Origin of the sequence: Burkholderia crassaminum (assembly GCF_964265005.1) — a bacterium.
Lineage (GTDB): Bacteria > Pseudomonadota > Gammaproteobacteria > Burkholderiales > Burkholderiaceae > Burkholderia.
Window position 1 is genome coordinate 1,801,770 of record NZ_OZ183800.1, and the last position, 17,926, is coordinate 1,819,695.

General features: G+C 67.9%; 20 protein-coding genes. 8 read left to right on the plus strand and 12 right to left on the minus strand.

Annotated features, from left to right (window positions below; translation table 11 throughout):
• Nucleotides 1–4: 4 nt before the first annotated feature.
• The 4 genes from ACPTTF_RS25085 (at nt 5) to ACPTTF_RS25100 (ending at nt 2,663) form a co-directional block, all read left to right on the plus strand.
• A complete protein-coding gene (locus tag ACPTTF_RS25085) occupies nt 5–280 on the plus strand; it encodes a hypothetical protein (protein WP_423368658.1) in 276 nt (91 codons plus the stop codon).
• Between the two features lie 66 nt (nt 281–346).
• The gene (locus tag ACPTTF_RS25090; protein WP_423368659.1) at nt 347–949 is read left to right on the plus strand and encodes a DUF1326 domain-containing protein; all 603 of its coding nucleotides are present in this window, start codon (nt 347–349) and stop codon (nt 947–949) included.
• 23 nt (nt 950–972) lie between these two features.
• A complete protein-coding gene (locus ACPTTF_RS25095) occupies nt 973–1,761 on the plus strand; it encodes a DUF2182 domain-containing protein (RefSeq protein ID WP_423368660.1) in 789 nt (262 codons plus the stop codon).
• 8 nt (nt 1,762–1,769) lie between these two features.
• Nucleotides 1,770–2,663: a DMT family transporter gene (locus ACPTTF_RS25100; protein ID WP_423368661.1), complete on the plus strand. Its 894-nt coding sequence runs from the start codon at nt 1,770–1,772 to the stop codon at nt 2,661–2,663.
• A 115-nt stretch (nt 2,664–2,778) separates the two neighbouring features.
• On the opposite strand, the gene ACPTTF_RS25105 is transcribed toward ACPTTF_RS25100, so the two are convergent.
• The 6 genes from ACPTTF_RS25105 to ACPTTF_RS25130 all read right to left on the minus strand — a co-directional run bounded on the left by ACPTTF_RS25105 (nt 2,779) and on the right by ACPTTF_RS25130 (nt 10,100).
• On the minus strand, nt 2,779–3,108 hold the full coding sequence (locus ACPTTF_RS25105) for a DUF4148 domain-containing protein (protein ID WP_166952737.1): 330 nt from the start codon (nt 3,106–3,108) through the stop codon (nt 2,779–2,781).
• A gap of 222 nt (nt 3,109–3,330) precedes the next feature.
• Entirely contained in the window at nt 3,331–4,194 is an 864-nt protein-coding gene (locus tag ACPTTF_RS25110) for a PilZ domain-containing protein (RefSeq protein ID WP_423368662.1), read from the minus strand.
• A 79-nt stretch (nt 4,195–4,273) separates the two neighbouring features.
• Entirely contained in the window at nt 4,274–6,868 is a 2,595-nt protein-coding gene (locus ACPTTF_RS25115) for a penicillin-binding protein 1A (RefSeq protein WP_423368663.1), read from the minus strand.
• Between the two features lie 174 nt (nt 6,869–7,042).
• Nucleotides 7,043–8,050, minus strand: coding sequence for a trans-3-hydroxy-L-proline dehydratase (lhpH, locus tag ACPTTF_RS25120; RefSeq protein WP_423368664.1), 1,008 nt, complete (start codon nt 8,048–8,050; stop codon nt 7,043–7,045).
• A gap of 69 nt (nt 8,051–8,119) precedes the next feature.
• Nucleotides 8,120–9,241: a branched-chain amino acid ABC transporter substrate-binding protein gene (locus ACPTTF_RS25125; protein ID WP_423368665.1), complete on the minus strand. Its 1,122-nt coding sequence runs from the start codon at nt 9,239–9,241 to the stop codon at nt 8,120–8,122.
• Between the two features lie 121 nt (nt 9,242–9,362).
• Nucleotides 9,363–10,100 (minus strand): FadR/GntR family transcriptional regulator, encoded by a 738-nt coding sequence (locus ACPTTF_RS25130; protein WP_166952753.1) that lies wholly within the window; start codon nt 10,098–10,100, stop codon nt 9,363–9,365.
• A gap of 263 nt (nt 10,101–10,363) precedes the next feature.
• Here ACPTTF_RS25130 and lhpI point away from each other — a divergent pair, with 263 nt between their 5' ends.
• From lhpI to ACPTTF_RS25145, 3 genes are all read left to right on the plus strand, one after another.
• The gene (gene lhpI / locus ACPTTF_RS25135; RefSeq protein WP_423368666.1) at nt 10,364–11,299 is read left to right on the plus strand and encodes a bifunctional Delta(1)-pyrroline-2-carboxylate/Delta(1)-piperideine-2-carboxylate reductase; all 936 of its coding nucleotides are present in this window, start codon (nt 10,364–10,366) and stop codon (nt 11,297–11,299) included.
• Between the two features lie 167 nt (nt 11,300–11,466).
• Nucleotides 11,467–11,871 carry a response regulator transcription factor gene (locus ACPTTF_RS25140; RefSeq protein ID WP_166952759.1) on the plus strand — a complete coding sequence of 135 codons (405 nt, stop codon included), beginning with the start codon at nt 11,467–11,469 and terminating at the stop codon, nt 11,869–11,871.
• A gap of 16 nt (nt 11,872–11,887) precedes the next feature.
• Nucleotides 11,888–12,667 carry a helix-turn-helix domain-containing protein gene (locus tag ACPTTF_RS25145; protein WP_423368667.1) on the plus strand — a complete coding sequence of 260 codons (780 nt, stop codon included), beginning with the start codon at nt 11,888–11,890 and terminating at the stop codon, nt 12,665–12,667.
• A gap of 48 nt (nt 12,668–12,715) precedes the next feature.
• On the opposite strand, the gene ACPTTF_RS25150 is transcribed toward ACPTTF_RS25145, so the two are convergent.
• The 6 genes from ACPTTF_RS25150 to ACPTTF_RS25175 form a co-directional block, all read right to left on the minus strand.
• The gene (locus ACPTTF_RS25150; protein ID WP_423368668.1) at nt 12,716–13,066 is read right to left on the minus strand and encodes a metal ABC transporter ATPase; all 351 of its coding nucleotides are present in this window, start codon (nt 13,064–13,066) and stop codon (nt 12,716–12,718) included.
• A gap of 155 nt (nt 13,067–13,221) precedes the next feature.
• On the minus strand, nt 13,222–13,461 hold the full coding sequence (locus ACPTTF_RS25155) for a UDP-glucose 4-epimerase (protein WP_166952768.1): 240 nt from the start codon (nt 13,459–13,461) through the stop codon (nt 13,222–13,224).
• A 22-nt stretch (nt 13,462–13,483) separates the two neighbouring features.
• Nucleotides 13,484–13,768: a DUF1488 domain-containing protein gene (locus ACPTTF_RS25160; protein ID WP_166952771.1), complete on the minus strand. Its 285-nt coding sequence runs from the start codon at nt 13,766–13,768 to the stop codon at nt 13,484–13,486.
• Nucleotides 13,769–13,917: 149 nt separating this feature from the next.
• Complete coding sequence (locus ACPTTF_RS25165) at nt 13,918–14,316, minus strand: DUF488 domain-containing protein (RefSeq protein WP_011355271.1); 399 nt, start codon at nt 14,314–14,316, stop codon at nt 13,918–13,920.
• A 163-nt stretch (nt 14,317–14,479) separates the two neighbouring features.
• Nucleotides 14,480–15,682: an amino acid aminotransferase gene (locus ACPTTF_RS25170; protein WP_011355272.1), complete on the minus strand. Its 1,203-nt coding sequence runs from the start codon at nt 15,680–15,682 to the stop codon at nt 14,480–14,482.
• Nucleotides 15,683–15,728: 46 nt separating this feature from the next.
• Entirely contained in the window at nt 15,729–17,114 is a 1,386-nt protein-coding gene (locus ACPTTF_RS25175; RefSeq protein ID WP_166952777.1) for an amino acid permease, read from the minus strand.
• 317 nt (nt 17,115–17,431) lie between these two features.
• Between ACPTTF_RS25175 and ACPTTF_RS25180 the strand changes: the two genes are divergently transcribed.
• Nucleotides 17,432–17,905, plus strand: coding sequence for an Lrp/AsnC family transcriptional regulator (locus tag ACPTTF_RS25180; protein ID WP_059853705.1), 474 nt, complete (start codon nt 17,432–17,434; stop codon nt 17,903–17,905).
• Nucleotides 17,906–17,926: the final 21 nt, after the last annotated feature.

Below are 17,926 nucleotides of genomic sequence, written 5' to 3' on the forward strand. Positions count from 1 at the left end.
CTCCTTGTTGTTCGTTGAAATCGTGGAACCCGGTGCCGGGCTTGCCGCGCTGTCGCGCATCGGCCGCCGTGCCCAGGCGGCGACACCGATCGCGATGCTAGCGCACGCGCGCCGGCTTGTCAGCCGGCATCGCAACCCATGCGATGCCTTGCATATCGGCCTTCCGAACCTACACTTGAAAATCGATACGCCGCTTCAGGCCCGCGCTATCGCATCCATCCCGTCTCCGCTTCCGCGCATTCCTCAGCGCATTTCGCGTTCGCATCGCCGAGCGGGGTGACGATTCGTCGGTCAGATTCCTCCACCCGGCCCAACGTGCAATCACCGTCGCCCCCTGGAGGGAATCATGAGCTATCACCTTGAAGGCCGTCTGCTCGAGGTCTGCAACTGCCGCGTACTCTGCCCGTGCTGGATCGGCGAGGACCCGGATTTCGGCGTCTGCGACACGATCGTCGCCTGGCATGTCGACAAGGGCACCATCGACGGTGTCGACGTCAGCGGCAACACGATCGCCGCCGTGTGCCGCGTGCCGGGCAACATCCTGCAAGGCAACTGGACGGCTGCGATCTATGTGAGCGACAAGGCGTCCGACGTGCAGGAGCAGGCGCTGCTCAAGGTCTACACGGGCCAGGCCGGCGGCCCGATCGCCGAACTCGCGAAGCTGATCGGCACGGTCGTGTCGATCGAACGCGCGCCCATCACCTTCAATGTCGAAGGGGCACGCGGCACCCTGTCGATCGGCACCGACTACCACGCGGAACTCGAACCGTACCTCGGCCCGAGCGGCGCGCAGACGACGCTGACCGACACCGTGTTCTCGACGGTGCCGGGCGCACCGGTGTTCGTCGGCAAGGCGCCCGTCTACCGGTCGAAGAATGCGGCGATCGGCATCGACGTCGATCTGAAGAATCACAACGCGCTGCAGAGCACGTTCCTGTTCGACGCGTGAAACGCGATCGCACGCCAACGGTCATGGCCGCGTCGCTGCATCGGCGCTTGTTTCCGCTCGTGCTCGCGAGTCTCGCCGCATTCGCGTGGCTCACCCTGTGGGCGTGGACACGCAGTCCGTACGGGCGGTATCTCGACCACGGCGACAGCACATTGTCCGCACCGTTCGGCACGCTTTGCCGCGCGCTGCCGGGCGGCACGCTGTGGCTGCCGGCCGCATTCGACGCGGCCGGCTGGACGCTGATGATCCTCGCGATGATGCTGCCGACGACGCTGTCGCTGTTCGATGCGTTCGCCCGCGTCGTCGCGAGCCGACCCGACCAGACGCGCCTGCTCGTGCTCGTCGGCATCGGCTACGTTGCCACGTGGAGCGGCTTCGGCCTCATCGCGCACGGTCTGCACGGGCTGCTGCTGACAGGCGTCGCGCGGGTGCCGGCGCTCGTGTGGCGCGGCTGGCTGATCGGCGCGGCCGTATTCGCGCTCGCCGGCGCGTTCCAGTTCAGCGGACTGAAGACGCACTGTCTCGACCGTTGCCGCACGCCCTTCAGTTTCGTGATCAGCCGCTGGCGCGGGCGCACGCCGATGCGTCACGCGTTCGCGCTCGGCGTCAGCCACGGGCTCTTCTGCGTCGGCTGCTGCTGGGCGCTGATGCTGCTGATGTTCGTCGTCGGCGCCGGCAGTCTTGGCTGGATGCTGTCGCTCGCCGCGTTGATGGCCCTCGAGAAGAATGCGTCGTGGGGGCAGGCGCTCACCGCGCCGCTCGGCGTCGCGTTGTTCGGCGCGGCCGTGCTGATCGTCGCCAGCCACGCGTGAGGCCCGCGATGCGCCCGCCTGCCTCCACTTTCGCGCTGCATGTCCGGCCAGGCGCGCGCGTCGCCGCGCTGACGTCGATCGCGATGCTCGCGTTCGCGTCGAATTCACTGCTATGCCGGCTCGCGCTGCAGGCCGGACGGATCGACGCGGCCAGCTTCGGCAGCCTGCGCCTCGTATCCGGCGCGCTGATGCTCGCGATCGTCGCACGCGTGGGGGCGCGCCGGCCCGCCCCGCCTGCGGACTGGCCCGCCGCGGCGATGCTGTTCGTGTACGTCACGTGTTTCTCGTTTGCGTACCTGACCGTCAGCGCGGCCACCGGCGCGCTGATCCTGTTCGGCGCGGTGCAACTGACGATGTTTGCGGCGGGATGGCACGCCGGCGAACGGTTCGCGGCGGCCGGCTGGGCCGGGTTCGGTGCGGCGCTCGGCGGGCTGGTGTATCTCGTGTCGCCCGGGCTCGCCGCGCCGACGCCGCGCGGCGCCGCGCTGATGACGGCCGCGGGCATTGCATGGGGCATCTATTCGATACGGGGCCGTCGGCCGGTCGATCCGGTTGCGGCGACCACCGGCAATTTCCTGCGTGCCGCGCCGCTGGCACTCGCGCTGAGCGTCGCGCTCGCCGCCCGCTTTCACGTCACGCCGGCCGGCGTCGTGCTCGCCGTGCTTTCCGGCGCGCTGACCTCGGGCCTCGGCTACGTGCTCTGGTACGCCGCGCTGCGGCACCTCACGGCGATGCGCGCCGCGGCGGTTCAGCTCTCCGTCCCGCCCATCGCCGCGTGCGGCGCCGTGCTGTTCCTGTCGGAACAACCGACCTGGCGGCTCGCGCTCGCATCGGCCGCGATCCTCGGCGGTGTCGCGGCCGTGCTGGCGACGCGGGCCCGCCAGACGGATAGCAGCCGGTGATGCGCGCTCGCGCGGCCCCCGTCCGGGCAGCCAAAATGCAAAACCCGTACACGGATATCGTGCACGGGTTTCAGAAAAGACGCCAAGCCGGGCGCCCTTGCGGGCGCTGCCACGCTTAGTGGCCGAAGAACACCGACGAACGGTCGGTTGCGGCCGGCACGAGCACGCGCTGGCCCGACTGCGACGTCCCGACAGGGTTCGAACCGTAGCCCGTTGCATCGGCTTGCGCGCCGGTGTTCTGAGCGGCGGCGATCTTTGCCTGTGCGGCCTGGATGTTTTCCGGGTAGTTGATCCAGTCGTTCGGGTTGTAGCCGGCCTTTTCGAGCTGGACCAGCTCGGCGCGCACTTGCGCGCGCGTCAGCGGCTGCTGGTTCGATTGGGCGAACGAGACGACCGGTGCGGCCACGAGGGCGGCCAGTGCAACTGCCTTGATCAGTGATTTCATGATGCGTTACCTCCAGGATTGTTTTGTCAGGCGCTTCGGACTCGGGGTCGTTGCGCATGAGTAGAAGTCTAGGAGGCTGCGATATCAGGGTAAATACTTAAATCGCGAATTCACTGTTGACGGAAAACATACAATCGTCGCGGAATCCGCTGAATCATCAGATGATTATCGGCGTTCGCGCACCGAATGCCGCGATACGACACCCGGCGCGCCCGCCGCGCATCAGCGCCCCGGCGACGGCATCAGCCGGTCGAACAGCAGCGCCTTGAGGCGAATCAGGTCGTCGGCGCCGGTCGCGCCGAACGCGGCGTGATGAAGCGTCAGCGCGGGCGCCGCCGGATCGGCATGGACGGCCCGCACCGTGCCGTCGAGGGCCAGCAGTTCGACCCGGTCGCCCGCCGCGTACGGCAGCTGCACGCGCAGGGGCTCGCCGGTTGCGGCGATCGGCCGGTCGACGGCAATCGACAGTCCGCTCACGCTGATGTCGTGCACCATCCCGATGCCTTCCGCGCCCTCCGCTCCGCCTGCGCAGCAGGCGGCGATCCGCACCGGCACGCGCGGCTCCGCGCGCGTGCGCAGCCGGTCGACGAAGCCGGGCGGCGACAGGATCAGGAACCGCGCGCCGCCCGATGCCTGCACCGACTCGACCGTCGCGCCGAAACGCGACACCGCGGCACGGCCGATCGCCACGGCCTCGATGTCGTCGCCATGCGCGAAGTCGAACGCGGCCGCGGGCTGCGGCTCGACGAACAGTGCACCCGATGCGGCGATGCCGATCAGCCGGTAGCGCTGCAGCCCGCGGGTCGTGCCGACCCGTCGGCGGATGCCGATCGCGGCGCCTGCCGACAACCCCATCTGCGTGGCGTGCGGCACCGCGTCAGGCACGCGCGGTTCGGCTTCGGCGTCGTCGCGCCGGCGTACCGGCCGGAAATGGTCGAACAGGAACGCATGCTGCGCGGCATCGCGCAGCGTCGTGCCGGCCGGCAGCAATGCGGCGCCGTCGGCATCGTAGAGATCGAAGCCGAGCGGGACGCCGGCGGCGAGATCGTCGCGCGCGAGCGGGACGTAGTCGGAAGATAGCCTCATCGGAGAGGCGCGGAGCGACCGCGCGAGCTGTCATGACAACATGATTACGGCAGCGTCGCGCGAAATCTGAACGGCTCCGTTACTGCGAAGCCCCCGTCGCGTCGGGAGCGACCGGCACGGGCGGCTGGGCCGGTGCCGCCGAAGGGGCGGCGGCCGGTGCGGCACCGAGGCCCGCGCTGCCGCCGCTCGCCGGACTCGCCCCCGTTGGCGGCTGCGCGGGCTGCGGCTGCGGCTGCGATACGCCGGCCGACAGCGCGGCGGCCGAAGCGGCCACTTCGGACGCCGGCACCCATTCCTCGACGATCCCGCCGGACGCCGCTTCGGGCGCCGATGCCGCGAGGGCATCCGACGCCGCACCTGCGTCAGCCTCGGGCGCGCGCTCCACCCGCTGCGTCCTGACCGGCGTGGGCGCCTTCTCGGGCTTGGGCGGGAACCACGTGTCGAACAGGTCCGTCACGCGCTCGCGCAGCGAAGCGAACCAGCCCGGCGACGGCTCGGTGTCGAATTTCGCCTTCGTGTCGACGATCCGGGCGCGCTGCGCACGCTGGAAGAAATCGCCGACGATCGGCAGCGCACTGTGCGCGCCCTGCCCCCAGTAATCGCTGCGCAACGTCACGCGGCCGTCGTCGAAACCGACCCACGCACCGGCCACGAGACCGGGCTGCATCAGGATGAACCAGCCGTCCGCGTTGTCCTGCGTGGTGCCCGTCTTGCCGGCCACGTCGCCGCGAATGCCGAAGCGCGTGCGGATGCTGCCGCCCGTGCCCCGCGTCACGACATCGCGCATCACGCTGAGCAGCGTCTTGTCGGTTTCGGCGTCGAGCGCGCGCTCGGGCGGCGCCGGCGCGTATTCGGCAAGTACGTCGCCCTGGCGGTTCTCGATGCGCGTCACCATCTGCGGCTCGACATACAGCCCGCCGTTCGCGATTGTCGCGTACGACGCGACCATCTCTTTCAGCGTGACCGGGCTCGTGCCGAGCGCGAGCGACGGCACGCGTTCGAGCGGGCTGTCGCGCACGCCCATGTCGCGCGCGAGCCTTGCTACCGAAGCCGGCCCGACCTTCTCCATCACCTGCGCGGTAATCCGGTTGCGCGACAGCGCGACCGCGTCGCGCAGCGTCATCGGCTTGCCCGTCGGCGGCACGTCGTCGTTCGGCCGCCAGATCTCGCCGCCCTTCAGCGGGATCTCGACCGGCTGGTCGATGAACGTGTCGTCCGGCTTCATCCCGTTCGCGAACGCGACGCCATAGACGAATGGCTTGAACGTCGAGCCCGGCTGGCGTCGCGCCTGCGCAACGTGGTCGAACGGCTCGTTGGTGAAGTCGCGGCTGCCGACCCACGCGCGGATCTGCCCGTTGCGCGGATCGACGGCGAGGAAACCGGCCTGCACGTCGGTCTTCGTCTTGCACAGCGCGCGCATGAAGCCGCGGTCGGCCGCGAGCAGCTTCATCGCGGCCGCATCGTCCTTGCCGGCGTCCTGCGCGGCCTTGTACTCCGGCGACTCGCGCATGAAGGTGCGGAATACCTCGTTGTCGGTACCGCAGCCGTCGCGGCCGCTCCACGCGTTATTCGCGATGCCCTGCAACTGGTTACCCTGCAGCATGAGCGCCTGCGTCGCCATCTGCTGCAGCCGCGAGTCGATCGTCGTGCGCACGATCAACCCGTCCGAGTAGATGTTGTAGTCGTTGCGGTCGGCCCACGCGATCAGCCATTTGCGCAACTGCTGCGCGAAATGCGGCGCCGGGCCCGGCGGCTCCTTCTGGCGCTCGAAGTCGATCCGCAGCGGCCGGCGCTGCAGCTGCGCGAACTGCGCTTGCGACAGCTTGCCGTACTTCACCATCTGGCCGAGCACCGTATTGCGTCGCTGCAGCGCGCGCTCGGGGTTCAGCACCGGGTTGTAGTAGCTGTTGCCCTTCAGCATCCCGACCAGCGTCGCGCTGTCGAGCACGTCGAGCTCGTCGGCCGACTTGTCGAAATAGGTACGCGCGGCCATCTCGACGCCGTACGCGTTGTACAGGAACGGCACCGTGTTCAGGTAGGTCTCAAGGATCTGGTCCTTGCTATAGACCGCCTCGATCTTCAGCGCGGTGATCGCCTCCTTCACCTTGCGCGTGAGCGTCGGCGCGCGGCCGATCTCGTCCGGATACAGGTTGCGGGCGAGCTGCTGCGTGATCGTCGAGCCGCCCTGGCGGCTGCCCGAGAAGGTATGGAGCGCGGCCGACGCCGTGCGCTTCCAGTCGAGGCCGTGATGCTCGTAGAAGCGGTGATCCTCGGTCGCGATCAGCGCGTCGACCATGTGCGGCGAGATCTGCTTGAGCGGCACCCACTCGCGGTTCGACGGCTTGAATTCGGCCAGCAGCTTGCCGTCGGCGGAGAGCACTTGCGCGGGCTGGTCGACGCGCGCCTTGCGGATGTCGCCGATGCCCGGCGTGAACGGAATCAGCACGACCACGTACACCACGAACAGCGCCGGTACGGCGGCAGCCGTGAGCAGCACGCCGCGGCGCGTCGGGTGGCGGACATGGTGCCACGCAACGGCGGCGAGAGGCTTGACCCTCGCGACGGCGGCAGCCGCGACGGGTTGGGCGCGCGCGACCCATCTGGCACAGAAGTCACGCACTGACGACACGTTTCGGCGATTCACGCGGGTGGAGCTCGGCTGAAAAGGGTGCATCGTACCAAACTCGCGGGGCCCGCCGAACCGCGGCGGCGTTGCGCGAGCATGCACCGCGTGGCCTTGCCGGCGTTTCGCACGCAAAAAAGGCGCGTGCCCAGTAACGGGAACGACGCGCCAAACCTGGTACTACAACCGGGAAACCGCGCGAGGGCGGCCAATCGGCGCGGCAGCTCAGCGCACGAGGAAACCGTAGGTGAGCGGATCGCGTTCGTCGACGATCCAGTTCGCGAATCCGCAGATATGCGCGCTGCCCTCCACTTCCGGAATCACGGCCGGGATCTCGCCGACCGTCGTTTCGCGCAGCACGCGCCCCTTGAAGACCGTGCCGACGATCGATTCGTTGACGAGCGTGTCGCCGGCCGCGAGCAGCCCGCGCTGGTAGAGCTGCGCGACGCGCCCGCCGGTGCCGGAGCCCGTGGGCGAGCGGTCGACCTCACGATCGGCGAACACGCAGCAGTTCGCCTGAGTCGAGCCCGGATGGCGCGGCGCGTTCGCGATGATCGTGCCGTAGATATGGTTGATCTCCGGAATCTCCGGATGCACGACCGGATACTTCGCGTTCGCGGCGGCCTTCACTTCCGCGCCGAAGCGGATCAGCTTTTCCACCGCCGCTTCGCGCACCGGCAGGTCGAACGGCGCGCCGTCGACGTAGAAGTAGAACGCGCCGCCGTACGCGATGTCGCCGGTCACGGTGCCGAACGACGGTGTCTCGACCGACACGTCGCGTTGCCAGATGAACGACGGTACGTTGACGAAGCGCACCGGCCCCGCATGCTCGCCATCCCACTTGACGAAAGCCTCGATGAAGCCGCACGGCGCGTCGATGCCGACCCGCGTTTCCGGCACCGTGCGCTGCACCCAGCCGAGTTCGACCGCGGCGGTCGACAGGGCGATCACGCCGTGCCCGCAATGGTCGCTGTAGCCTTCGTTGTGCACGAAGATCACGCCGAAATCGGCATTCGGCGAGACCGGCTCGGTCAGGTAGCCGCCGTACATGTCGGCGTGGCCGCGCGGTTCGAACATCAGCGCGCGGCGAATCTCGTCGGCGTTCTCCTTGAGCCACGCGCGGCGCTGGACGATCGTGTCGCCCGGCAGCCTCGGCAGCCCGCTCGTGACGATGCGAAACGCTTCGCCGCCCGTATGCACTTCGACGGTGGAAAGGGATCGGGAAATTTTCATGGTCGATCGGATGCGTGGAAACGAAGGACGGCGGTCGCGCCGCCGTCCGGTGACAGGCTGGTGCGGCGATTACTTCGCATACGGCTCGGGCAGGCCGTTGCGGATCACGTAGACGGTGGTCGGCGCGCCCTTCAGGTCGCCGTTCGCGTCGAACGAATAGGTGCCCGCGACGCCCGCATAGTTCGACTTCGCGAGCTGCGCGATCAGCTTCGCCTTGTCGGTGGTCGTCCCGGCCTTGACCATCGCATCGGCGAGCAACTTCATCCCGTCGTAGTAGTTCACGCCGTAGACCTGCGTATCGGTGTGATACGTGTCGTGGTACTTCTTCAGGAATTCGCGGCCGGCCGCCGTCTTCTCGAGCGCGACACCGCCCTGCGCGCAGTAGACGATCGACGCCGCGTCGCCCGCGACCTTGCCCATGTCCGCCGAGCAGATGCCGTCGCCGCCGAGCAGCTTCGCGCGCAGGCCGCGCTGCTTCATCTGCTTGGCCATCGGCGCGCCCTGTGCCGCATAGCCGCCGAGGAAGATCACGTCGGGGTTGCTGGCCTTGATCTTGGTGAGAATGCCGAGGAAATCGGTGGCCGACGAACTCGTGTACTCCTGGTCGACGATCTTGATCCCGTTCGCCTTCGCGACGTTCATGAACTGTTCGGCAACGCCCTGCCCGTACGCGGTGCGGTCGTCGATCACGGCGGCGGTCTTCGCATTCAGCGTCTTTGCGGCGAACGTGGCCATCGTGCCGCCGAGCTGCTCGTCGCTCGCGCCGATCCGGAAGATGTTCTTGAAGCCCTGCTTGGTCAGCGCCGGGTTCGACGCGACCGGCAGCATCGGCACGCCGGCAGTCGAGTACACGCGCGATGCGGGAATCGCGACGCCCGAGTTGTACGGCCCGAGCACCGCGACGACGCCCTTGTCGACGAGGTTCTGTGCCACCTGCACGCCTGCCTTCGGGTCGGCCTGGTCGTCGTCGGAAACCAGTTTGAACGTGACGGTCTTGCCGGCGACCTTGACGCCGGCCTTGTTGAGTTCGTCGACGGCCAGGCGCGCGCCGTTTTCATTGTCCTTGCCGTTCGCGGCCTGCGGGCCGGTCAGCGGCGCCGAATGGCCGATCATCACGACTTCCTGCGCGTGCGCGGAAATCAGCGCGCCGGCGGCAATGGCCACCGAGAGCGCGGTAACGAGGTGTCGCATGATGTCTCCTGATTGGTTTTGTGTGAAACCAATGTAGGATACGCGTGGTCACCATGCAAGCAATTTCAAAATAAAATCTTCGATTCTGGTCAATTTTCAGACCAGAACGACGCCGACGCGGTCACTTCGGCGCAATGTCGCGCCGCACACGGCGGATGTGCTGCTCGACATAGAACGCCGCCGCATCGGCGTCGCCCGATACGATCGCCTCGTAGATCAGCCGGTGTTCGGACACGTAGAGCCGGATCCGGCCCGCATCGTAGATGCCGTCGTCCTTCAGCCGCTTCCACAGCGGCTGGTCCATCGTCTTCGCGACTTCGTCCGCGATCTTCACGATCAGCGCATCGCCGGTCATCAGCGCGAGCTGCCGGTGAAACAGCCGGTCGCTTTCGTTCCACAGCGCGCGCTGATGCGGATCGTCGACGTCGGTGATGGTTTCCATCTGCGCCAGATAGCGTTCGGCGCCCGGGTCGGCCCGGCCGTGCTCGGCCGCGAGGCGCGCAATCGCAGGCTCGAGGATCAAGCGCACGTCGAGCGTCGACGTCGGGCTGAAATCGGCTTCGGACGCCCTGTGCATGTCGCCGCGCTGCGCGAGCACGTCGAGCGGCGACGCGACGACGTAGGTGCCCGAATTGCGCTTGGTGAACACGAGCCCCTCGTTCTGCAGCGCGCCGAGCGCTTCGCGAACGGCCGGCCGGCCGACCTGGAACAGCCCCGCAAGTTCGCGCTCGGACGGCAGCCGCGACTCGGCGGCGTAGCGCCCCGCGCGGATCTCGTCGCGGATCTTCTCGGCCACCTGCTCGTAGATCTGCAGCGGCTTGAAACCGCCTTCGAGTAAGTCGGGACGCGCGGACATCATCGTGTGGCTCCTGCCCGGTCGCGGGCGTGAATCTGGAATGGGTTCGCACTATACCGGAGCGCGCCGGCATCGAGGCCATGAAGGCCCTTCTGGACAGATATTAGAACCAAAACTGGCGAGGTGCTTTATTTTCTGGGTTGCGGGTGGGCCAGCAAGTGGTATAGATTTGATCCACACTGCCCTGTGTCACGGTATCCGGCAGCCCTGTGGCGGGCGCGGCATGCGCCCGTCGTCCACGCTCACCGACGCATACGACGTACACGATGACCGCTCTTTCCTCGATTCCTGTTTTCGACGCGGCCGACACGGCCGCGCTGCTCGACTACCCGGCGCTGCTCGCCACGCTCAGGCAGGCCGTCGCCGACTATGCGGCGGGCGAGATCGTCAGCCCCGAACGCCTGGTCGTGCCGCTGCAGGCCGGCGGCGTGATGCTGTCGATGCCGTCGAGCGCGCGTGACCTCGCGACCCACAAGCTCGTGAACGTGTGTCCGGGCAACGGCGCGCGCGGGCTGCCGACGATCCTCGGCCAGGTGACCGCCTATGACGCGACCACCGGCGAGATGCGCTTCGCGCTCGACGGCCCGACGGTCACCGGGCGCCGCACGGCGGCCATCACCGCGCTCGGCATCCAGGCACTGCACGGCGCCGCGCCGCGCGACATCCTGCTGATCGGCACCGGCAAGCAGGCGGCCAATCACGCGGAAGCGCTCGCAGCGATCTTTCCCGAAGCGCGCCTGCACGTGCGCGGCAATCGTGCCGACAGCGCGGCCGCATTCTGCGCCGCGCACCGTGCGCACGCGCCGCGTCTCGTGCCGCTCGACGGCGACTCGATTCCCGATGCGATCGATGTCGTCGTGACGCTGACGACGAGCCGCACGCCCGTCTATCGCGAAGCCGCGCGCGAAAGCCGGCTCGTGGTCGGGGTCGGCGCATTCACCGCGGACGCCGCGGAAATCGATGCGAACACGGTGCGCGCCAGCCGGCTGGTGGTCGACGATCCGGCCGGCGCCCGCCACGAAGCCGGCGACCTGATCGTCGCGCAGGTCGACTGGCAGCACGTCGCGTCGCTCGCCGACGTGCTGGGCGGCGCATTCGACCGCACCGGGCCGCTGCTGTTCAAGAGCGTCGGCTGCGCCGCGTGGGATCTGGCCGCGTGCCGCACCGCGCGCGATGCGCTGGACGCACGCCGGGCCGGCTGATCCGGCAGCACGGCCCGCCTGCCGCACACGCGGCACGTCACACGGAGGCCGCTCCGGCGGTTTCCCGTACGCGTTGTAGGAATCGCCCTACAACGCGTCGCAGCGGCCTACATCAACTTCCAATTCGGCCGATTTCATTTTCGGCGGCGCAACACGATACTGCCGGCATGAATGCCAGCCAGTTGCCCGCCACGCTCCGGGTGTTTCTCGTCGATCACGCCGTCGCCGTCCGGCAGCGGATCGCGCTGCTCGTCGGCGCGATCCGCGGCGTCGCCGTCGTGGGCGAGGCGGAAGACGGCCAGGACGCGTGGACGCATATCCGCAGCAGCCAGGCGGATGTGGTGATCGTCGACCTGCGGCTGGCGGACGGCAGCGGCCTCGACCTGATCGGGACGCTGTCGAAGGCGGCGCCGCGCATCGTCACGATCGTCCTGACGAATCACTCGGCGCCGGCATTCAGAGAGGCATGCGCGTCGGCCGGAGCCGACTACTTCTTCGACAAGACCGTCGAATTCGACGCCGCATGCCGTGTCATCGAATCCCTGGTGCACGCTCACGCGCACCGCCCCTGACGAGCCGGAGTGACTCATGTCCACAGCCACCGCCTGCGCCGCCGACCTAGCCATCACGCCCCGGCCGACGATTCCGCTTCGCGCGGTCACGCGCGCCGACGCCGCCAAACATCCCGCCGCACGCTGCTCGGCGTGTGCGATGCGCTCGATGTGCCTGCCGCCGCAACTGACCGCCGCCGAATACGGCCGCCTCGACGCGATCATCTGCACGACCCGGCAGGTGCGCCAGGGCGACGCGCTGTTCCGCACCGAAGATCCGTTCCAGAGCATCTATGCGGTGCGCGCGGGTTCCTTCAAGACGGTGTTGATGCATCGCGACGGCCGCGAGCACGTGACGGGCTTCCAGATTGCCGGTGAAACGCTCGGGATGGACGGCATCGGCGGCGGCCAGCACTGCTGCGACGCGATCGCGCTCGAAGACAGCGTCGTGTGCATCATCCCGTTCGGCGCGCTCGAAGCGGCGTGCCGCGAGATCAAGCCGATGCAGCACTTCCTGTACCAGATGCTGAGCAGCGAGATCGTCCGCGAATCGAGCCAGATGCTGCTGCTCGGGACGATGTCGGCCGAGCAACGCGTCGCGCATTTCCTGCTGAACCTGTCGTCGCGGTTCGAGGCACGCGGCTATTCGGCGACGGAATTCAACCTGCGGATGACGCGCGAGGAAATCGGCTGCTATCTCGGGATGAAGCTCGAAACCGTCAGCCGGATGTTCTCGCGGTTCCATCGTGAAGCGCTGGTCGAAACGCGCGGCAAGCGCGTGCGCATCATCGACTCGCAAGCGCTCGCCCGGGTCTGACGGACCGGGGCGACGCCCGGCCGCCCGCGCGGCATCGCGTGCGATGCCTCATTGCACCGCGCCGCCGGCCGCCGCGTCGCGCAACCCCACCCTTGCACCGCCCGCCTGGCTCGCGATCAGCGCCTGTTCGGCCTGCACGAACGCGCGGCGCAGCGCGTCGTTCACATCGTCCCCGACGCACGGCGGCAGCGGCCACAGCGCCGTGTCGCGCATCACGAGGTCGAGCCGTACGTCGTACCGGCGTGCGCCATCGACGGCGCCATGCGCTTCGATGGCGAGGTGGCAACCGCCGATCCGCGCGCGAAACCGTTCGAGCCGCACCAGCTGCGCGCCGGCCTCGGCTTCGATCGCGGCGGAACCCGCGAATCCGTGGCAGGCGATCTGCATGCCCACGCCCATGTCGTGTCTCCTGACGGGGCCGCCCGCTCGTCGACCGCCTTGCGTGCACCGCCCGCATTGAAATGCGGCGGCGCGTGTTGCCCGCGGCACGGCGCGATTTCTTCGATCGCTGCCCGGCCGATAGTCTGCCCGCGCCTTTGCTGGCGCGGGACCGTTCATACGTTGAAGGTCTGCGACGTCTTCATCTCGATCCACGTCATGCCGGCCCGCAGCCCTTCGATCATCGCCTCGCGTTCGGTCGGATACGCATGGCTGTGCTCGAACGTGTGGTGAAAACGCGCGGCACCGGTGCCATGCTCGACCGACACGCGGCAGCGGTATTCGCCCGATTCGCACGGGCGCGTCTCGACTTCGACGGACCAGTCGCGTTCGTGAATGTTGCCCTGCAGTGTCATGCGCCCTCCTGCGGTATCCGTCTCAGAGCCGGAAGTGGCCGCTGTGCAGCAGCACCGGCCGGCCGCCGATTTCCTCGAGCATGCGTCGCGCCATCGCCTCGATCGCGGACCGGTGCGCTTCGAATGCGGCCAGCAGGTCGCGTTCGAGCAGCGACGGCGCGCCGAAGTGATCTTCCAGCGCCTCGGCCGTGACCGCGCACTGTACGCAACGTCCGTCGACCAGCGCCGAAAACGCAACGACCAGGTCGCGTGCGCAATATTCGGGCGGTTCCGGCGGGAAGACAATCTGCATCTGTCCGTCTGTCATCGTCGTGATGGCTCCATGACAAGAGCATAGTGGCGCGCGCGCCCGCACGCTTGACCCACGTCAACCGGTTCGCTGCGCCGCACGATGACGGCGCAACAGCGTGCCGGCGCGGCTGCGAGACGCCGCTCGAGTCCGCTTTCAGCGCGCTTTCAACCCGCGTCGGGCTCGATCGCCGCGCCGCGCTCCGCGAGCAGCTCGCGCAGCACGCTCCGGTGGCAGTGGCGTTCGTCGTCGCAATAGCAGCCGATCGAGAACGCGGTGGTCGCCGACAGTGCCGCCAGCAGGTCGAGCACCTTCGGCGCATCGCCATGCGCCATCTCCGCGCGGAAGTGACGCCGGAACGCGTTCCATTCGGCGTCCGTTTCGGCGGCCTGCGCCTGCGCGACGAGTTCGGGGCTCGGCGACAGCGTCGGCAGCCATACATCATAGTAGTTGCGCGACGCGAATTCCGCCTTCGGCACACCGCGCGGCGGCCGCCGCACCGTGCCGATCCGCAGGCCCTCGCCGGCCGCGCGCGGCGTGCCGAGCTGGATGATCCGGATGCCCATGTCGCTCCTTCCATGTTGCGTTCGATTCCGTGATCGTACCGCCGCGCCTGCGCCCGCGTCAGCCGGGTGGCGCACATTGCGTCCGCACAAGAAAAAACCGGCTGCCCCCTCGCGGGAGACAGCCGGTTCGGCCAACCGCGTTGCGCGCCGGGGCGCGCCGCGATCAGACGCCGCTCTTCAGCACCTTGCCGATTGCATCGGCGACGATGGCGACGTTCGAGTCGTTCAGGCCCGCGACGCACATCCGGCCCGAACGCAGGACGTACACGCCGTGCACTTCGCGCAGCGCGTCGACCTGCGATTCCGTCAGGCCCGTGTACGTGAACATTCCGCGCTGCTTCACGTAGCGCGTCAGTGCCTCGCCGCTGACGTGATCGCGCAGGCCGTCATGGATCGACTGGCGCATCCGCGCGATGCGGCGGCACATCGCCGCCAGTTCCTCTTCCCACTGCTTGCGCAGCGCCGGCGTGCCGAGCACGGCCGCCACGACCTTCGCGCCGTAGGTTTGCGGGTTGCTGTAGTTCGAGCGCACTGCGCCGGCCAGCTGGCCGAGCACGCGGTCGGCCGCGGCGGCATCCTCGCAGACGACGCTCAGGCCGCCCACGCGCTCGCCGTACAGCGAGAAGTTCTTCGAGAACGAGTTCGCGACCAGCGCCGGCACGCCGCGGCGGGCCAGTTCGCGCACCGCGAATGCATCCGCGTCGAGGCCCGCGCCGAAGCCCTGGTAGGCCATGTCGACGAACGGCAGCAGCCCGCGCGCCTCGATCACGTCGATCAGCTTCTCCCACTGACCTTCGTCGAGGTCGACACCGGTCGGGTTATGGCAGCACGCATGCAGCAGCACGATGCTGCGCGCCGGCAGCGCGTCGATCGCCGCGAGCATCGCGTCGAACTTCAGGCCGCCCGTCGCCTCGTCGTAGTACGGGTACGTGTTCACCGTGAAGCCGGCGCGCTCGAAGATGAAGCGGTGGTTTTCCCAGCTCGGATCGCTGAGCCATACCTGTGAATCCGGGAAATAGCGCTTCAGGAAATCGGCACCGACCTTCAGTGCGCCGGAGCCGCCGAGCGTCTGCAGCGTCGCGATGCGGCCGGCCGCGCGGGCCGGATGATCGGCGCCGAACACGAGCGCCTGCACGGCGTCGCGATATGCGGGCAGGCCGACCATCGGCAGGTACGGCTTCGCGCCGCTGTCGCGCTGCAGCGCGGTTTCGGCTTCGCGCACGGCGCCCATCACCGGAATCCGGCCTTCGGCATCGAAATAGATGCCGATGCTCAGGTTGACCTTCTGGTCGCGCGGATCTTTCTGGAAGTTCTCGTTGAGCGTCAGGATCGGATCGCCCGGGTACGCGTCGATGTGTTCGAACATGGCTTGAGTCTGTCTCGTTTGGAAGAATGATCGGGGCCGGCCTGCGTCAGCGTGCGGATGCGCTGTCGTGCACCGCATAGCCTGCATTCTTCTGACGGAAGCGATACCCGACCGCGAGCACCGCGAGCCATACCGGGATCAGGTACACCGACAGGCGGAGATCCGGCGTCAGGTACATCACGACGAGAATGCCGGCCATGAATGCCAGGCACAGGTAATTCGTGAAAGGATAGCCCAGACTGCGGAAGGAAGTCTCCTCCCCGGCCGCGCGCTTCGCCTGGCGGAACTTCAGGTGGATCAGGGTGATCATCGCCCAGTTGATGATCAGCGCCGACACGACGAGGCCCATCAGCACCTCGAACGCCTTGCCCGGCATGAAGTAGTTGACCAGCACGCACACGCCGGTCGCGAGTGCCGACGCGCCGAGCGCGGCGAGCGGAATGCCGCGCTTGTTCACCGAGCACAGCACCTTCGGCGCGTTGCCCTGCCGCGCGAGGCCGAACAGCATCCGGCTGTTGCTGTACACGCCGCTGTTGTAGACCGACAGCGCGGCCGTCAGCACGACCACGTTCAGCACGTTGGCCACCATGTTGCTGCTCAGCGCGTGGAAGATCAGCACGAACGGGCTGCCGCCGGTGACGACCTTTTCCCACGGATACAGCGACAGCAGGACCGCGAGCGCGCCGATGTAGAAAATCAGGATCCGGTAGATCACCTGGTTGGTTGCGCGCGGAATGCTGCGCTTCGGATCGTCGGCCTCGGCCGCGGTGATGCCGATCAGCTCCAGCCCGCCGAACGAGAACATGATGGCGGCCATCGACATCACGAGCCCCGACACGCCGTTCGGGAAGAAGCCGCCGTGCTGCCACAGGTTCCGGACACTCGCCTCCGGCCCCGCATGGCCGCTCGCGAGCAGCCAGCCGCCGAAGCCGATCATGCCGACGATCGCGGCGACCTTGATGATCGAGAACCAGAATTCCGTCTCGCCGTACGACTTCACGCTCGCCAGGTTGAGCAGGTTGATCGCGACGAAGAACACCAGCGCCGACACCCAGGTCGGCACGCCCGGCCACCAGTACTGCACGTAGATCCCGACAGCCGACAGCTCGGCCATGCTGACGAGGATGTACAGCACCCAGTAGTTCCAGCCCGACAGGAAGCCGGTGAAGTGGCCGACGTACTTGTTGGCGAAGTAGCTGAACGAGCCGGCGACGGGCTCGTCGACGACCATCTCGCCGAGCTGGCGCATGATGAAGAACGCGATGATGCCAGCCACCCCGTAGCCGAGCAGCACGGACGGGCCCGCCATCTTGATCGTCTGCGCGATGCCGAGGAACAGCCCCGTGCCGAGCGCGCCGCCGAGCGCAATCAGCTGGATGTGCCGGTTCTTCAGCCCGCGCTTCAGGCCGTCGCTCTCGTTTCCAGAAACCATGTCTTCTCCACTCTGTCCGCCTCCGCCTGAAGCGGTGCGGCGCGCCTCGGTGTGCCGGGCGCTGTTTTGCTGTGCCGGGGCCGTTCGTGGAGCCGCCGGGTTGGGGACTGCAATCTTCGCGTGGCGGCGCCCGATTCGCGTCGGCGTGCCCGCCAGACCGGCCGCCGACCGTCGCCGCGCCCGCACTGCTGCGTTCGCACACGAAAATCCGGCGTCAGTTTAGCGTCGCGACGGCGAAATCGGGTTTCGTAACCCGTTCATGCAAACCCTACATTATGAGATAAGATTGCATCCGGGAGACAGATGAGGAAATAAAAATGCATGAACCGGTTCTGGATCGCCTGGATCGCCACTTGCTCGCGATCCTGCAGGAGAACGGCCGCGCGTCGAACCTCGATCTGGCGAAGGCCGTCGGCCTGTCGCCCGCGCAGACACTGCGCCGCCACCGGCGGCTGGAGGAGATCGGCGCGATCCGCCGCTACGAAACCCGGCTGTGCCCCGACACGCTCGGTTTTGGCGTCACCGCTTTCGTGCACGTGACGATGGAGCGCGGGCATATCCGCGACCTGTCGAAGTTCCAGAAACTCGTGTCGGATCTCGCGCAGATCCAGGAGTGTTTCTCGGTGACGGGCGATATCGACTACGTGTTGAAGGTCGTCGCGCGCGACCTGAAGGGGCTGTCCACGTTCCTGCTCGAAACGCTGATGCGGATTCCCGGCGTGAGCGGCGTGCATTCGAGCGTGTGCCTCGACGAGATCAAGTGCACGAGTGCGATGCCGGTGGAAAGCTGAGGCCGCGGGCCGCACGTCCGG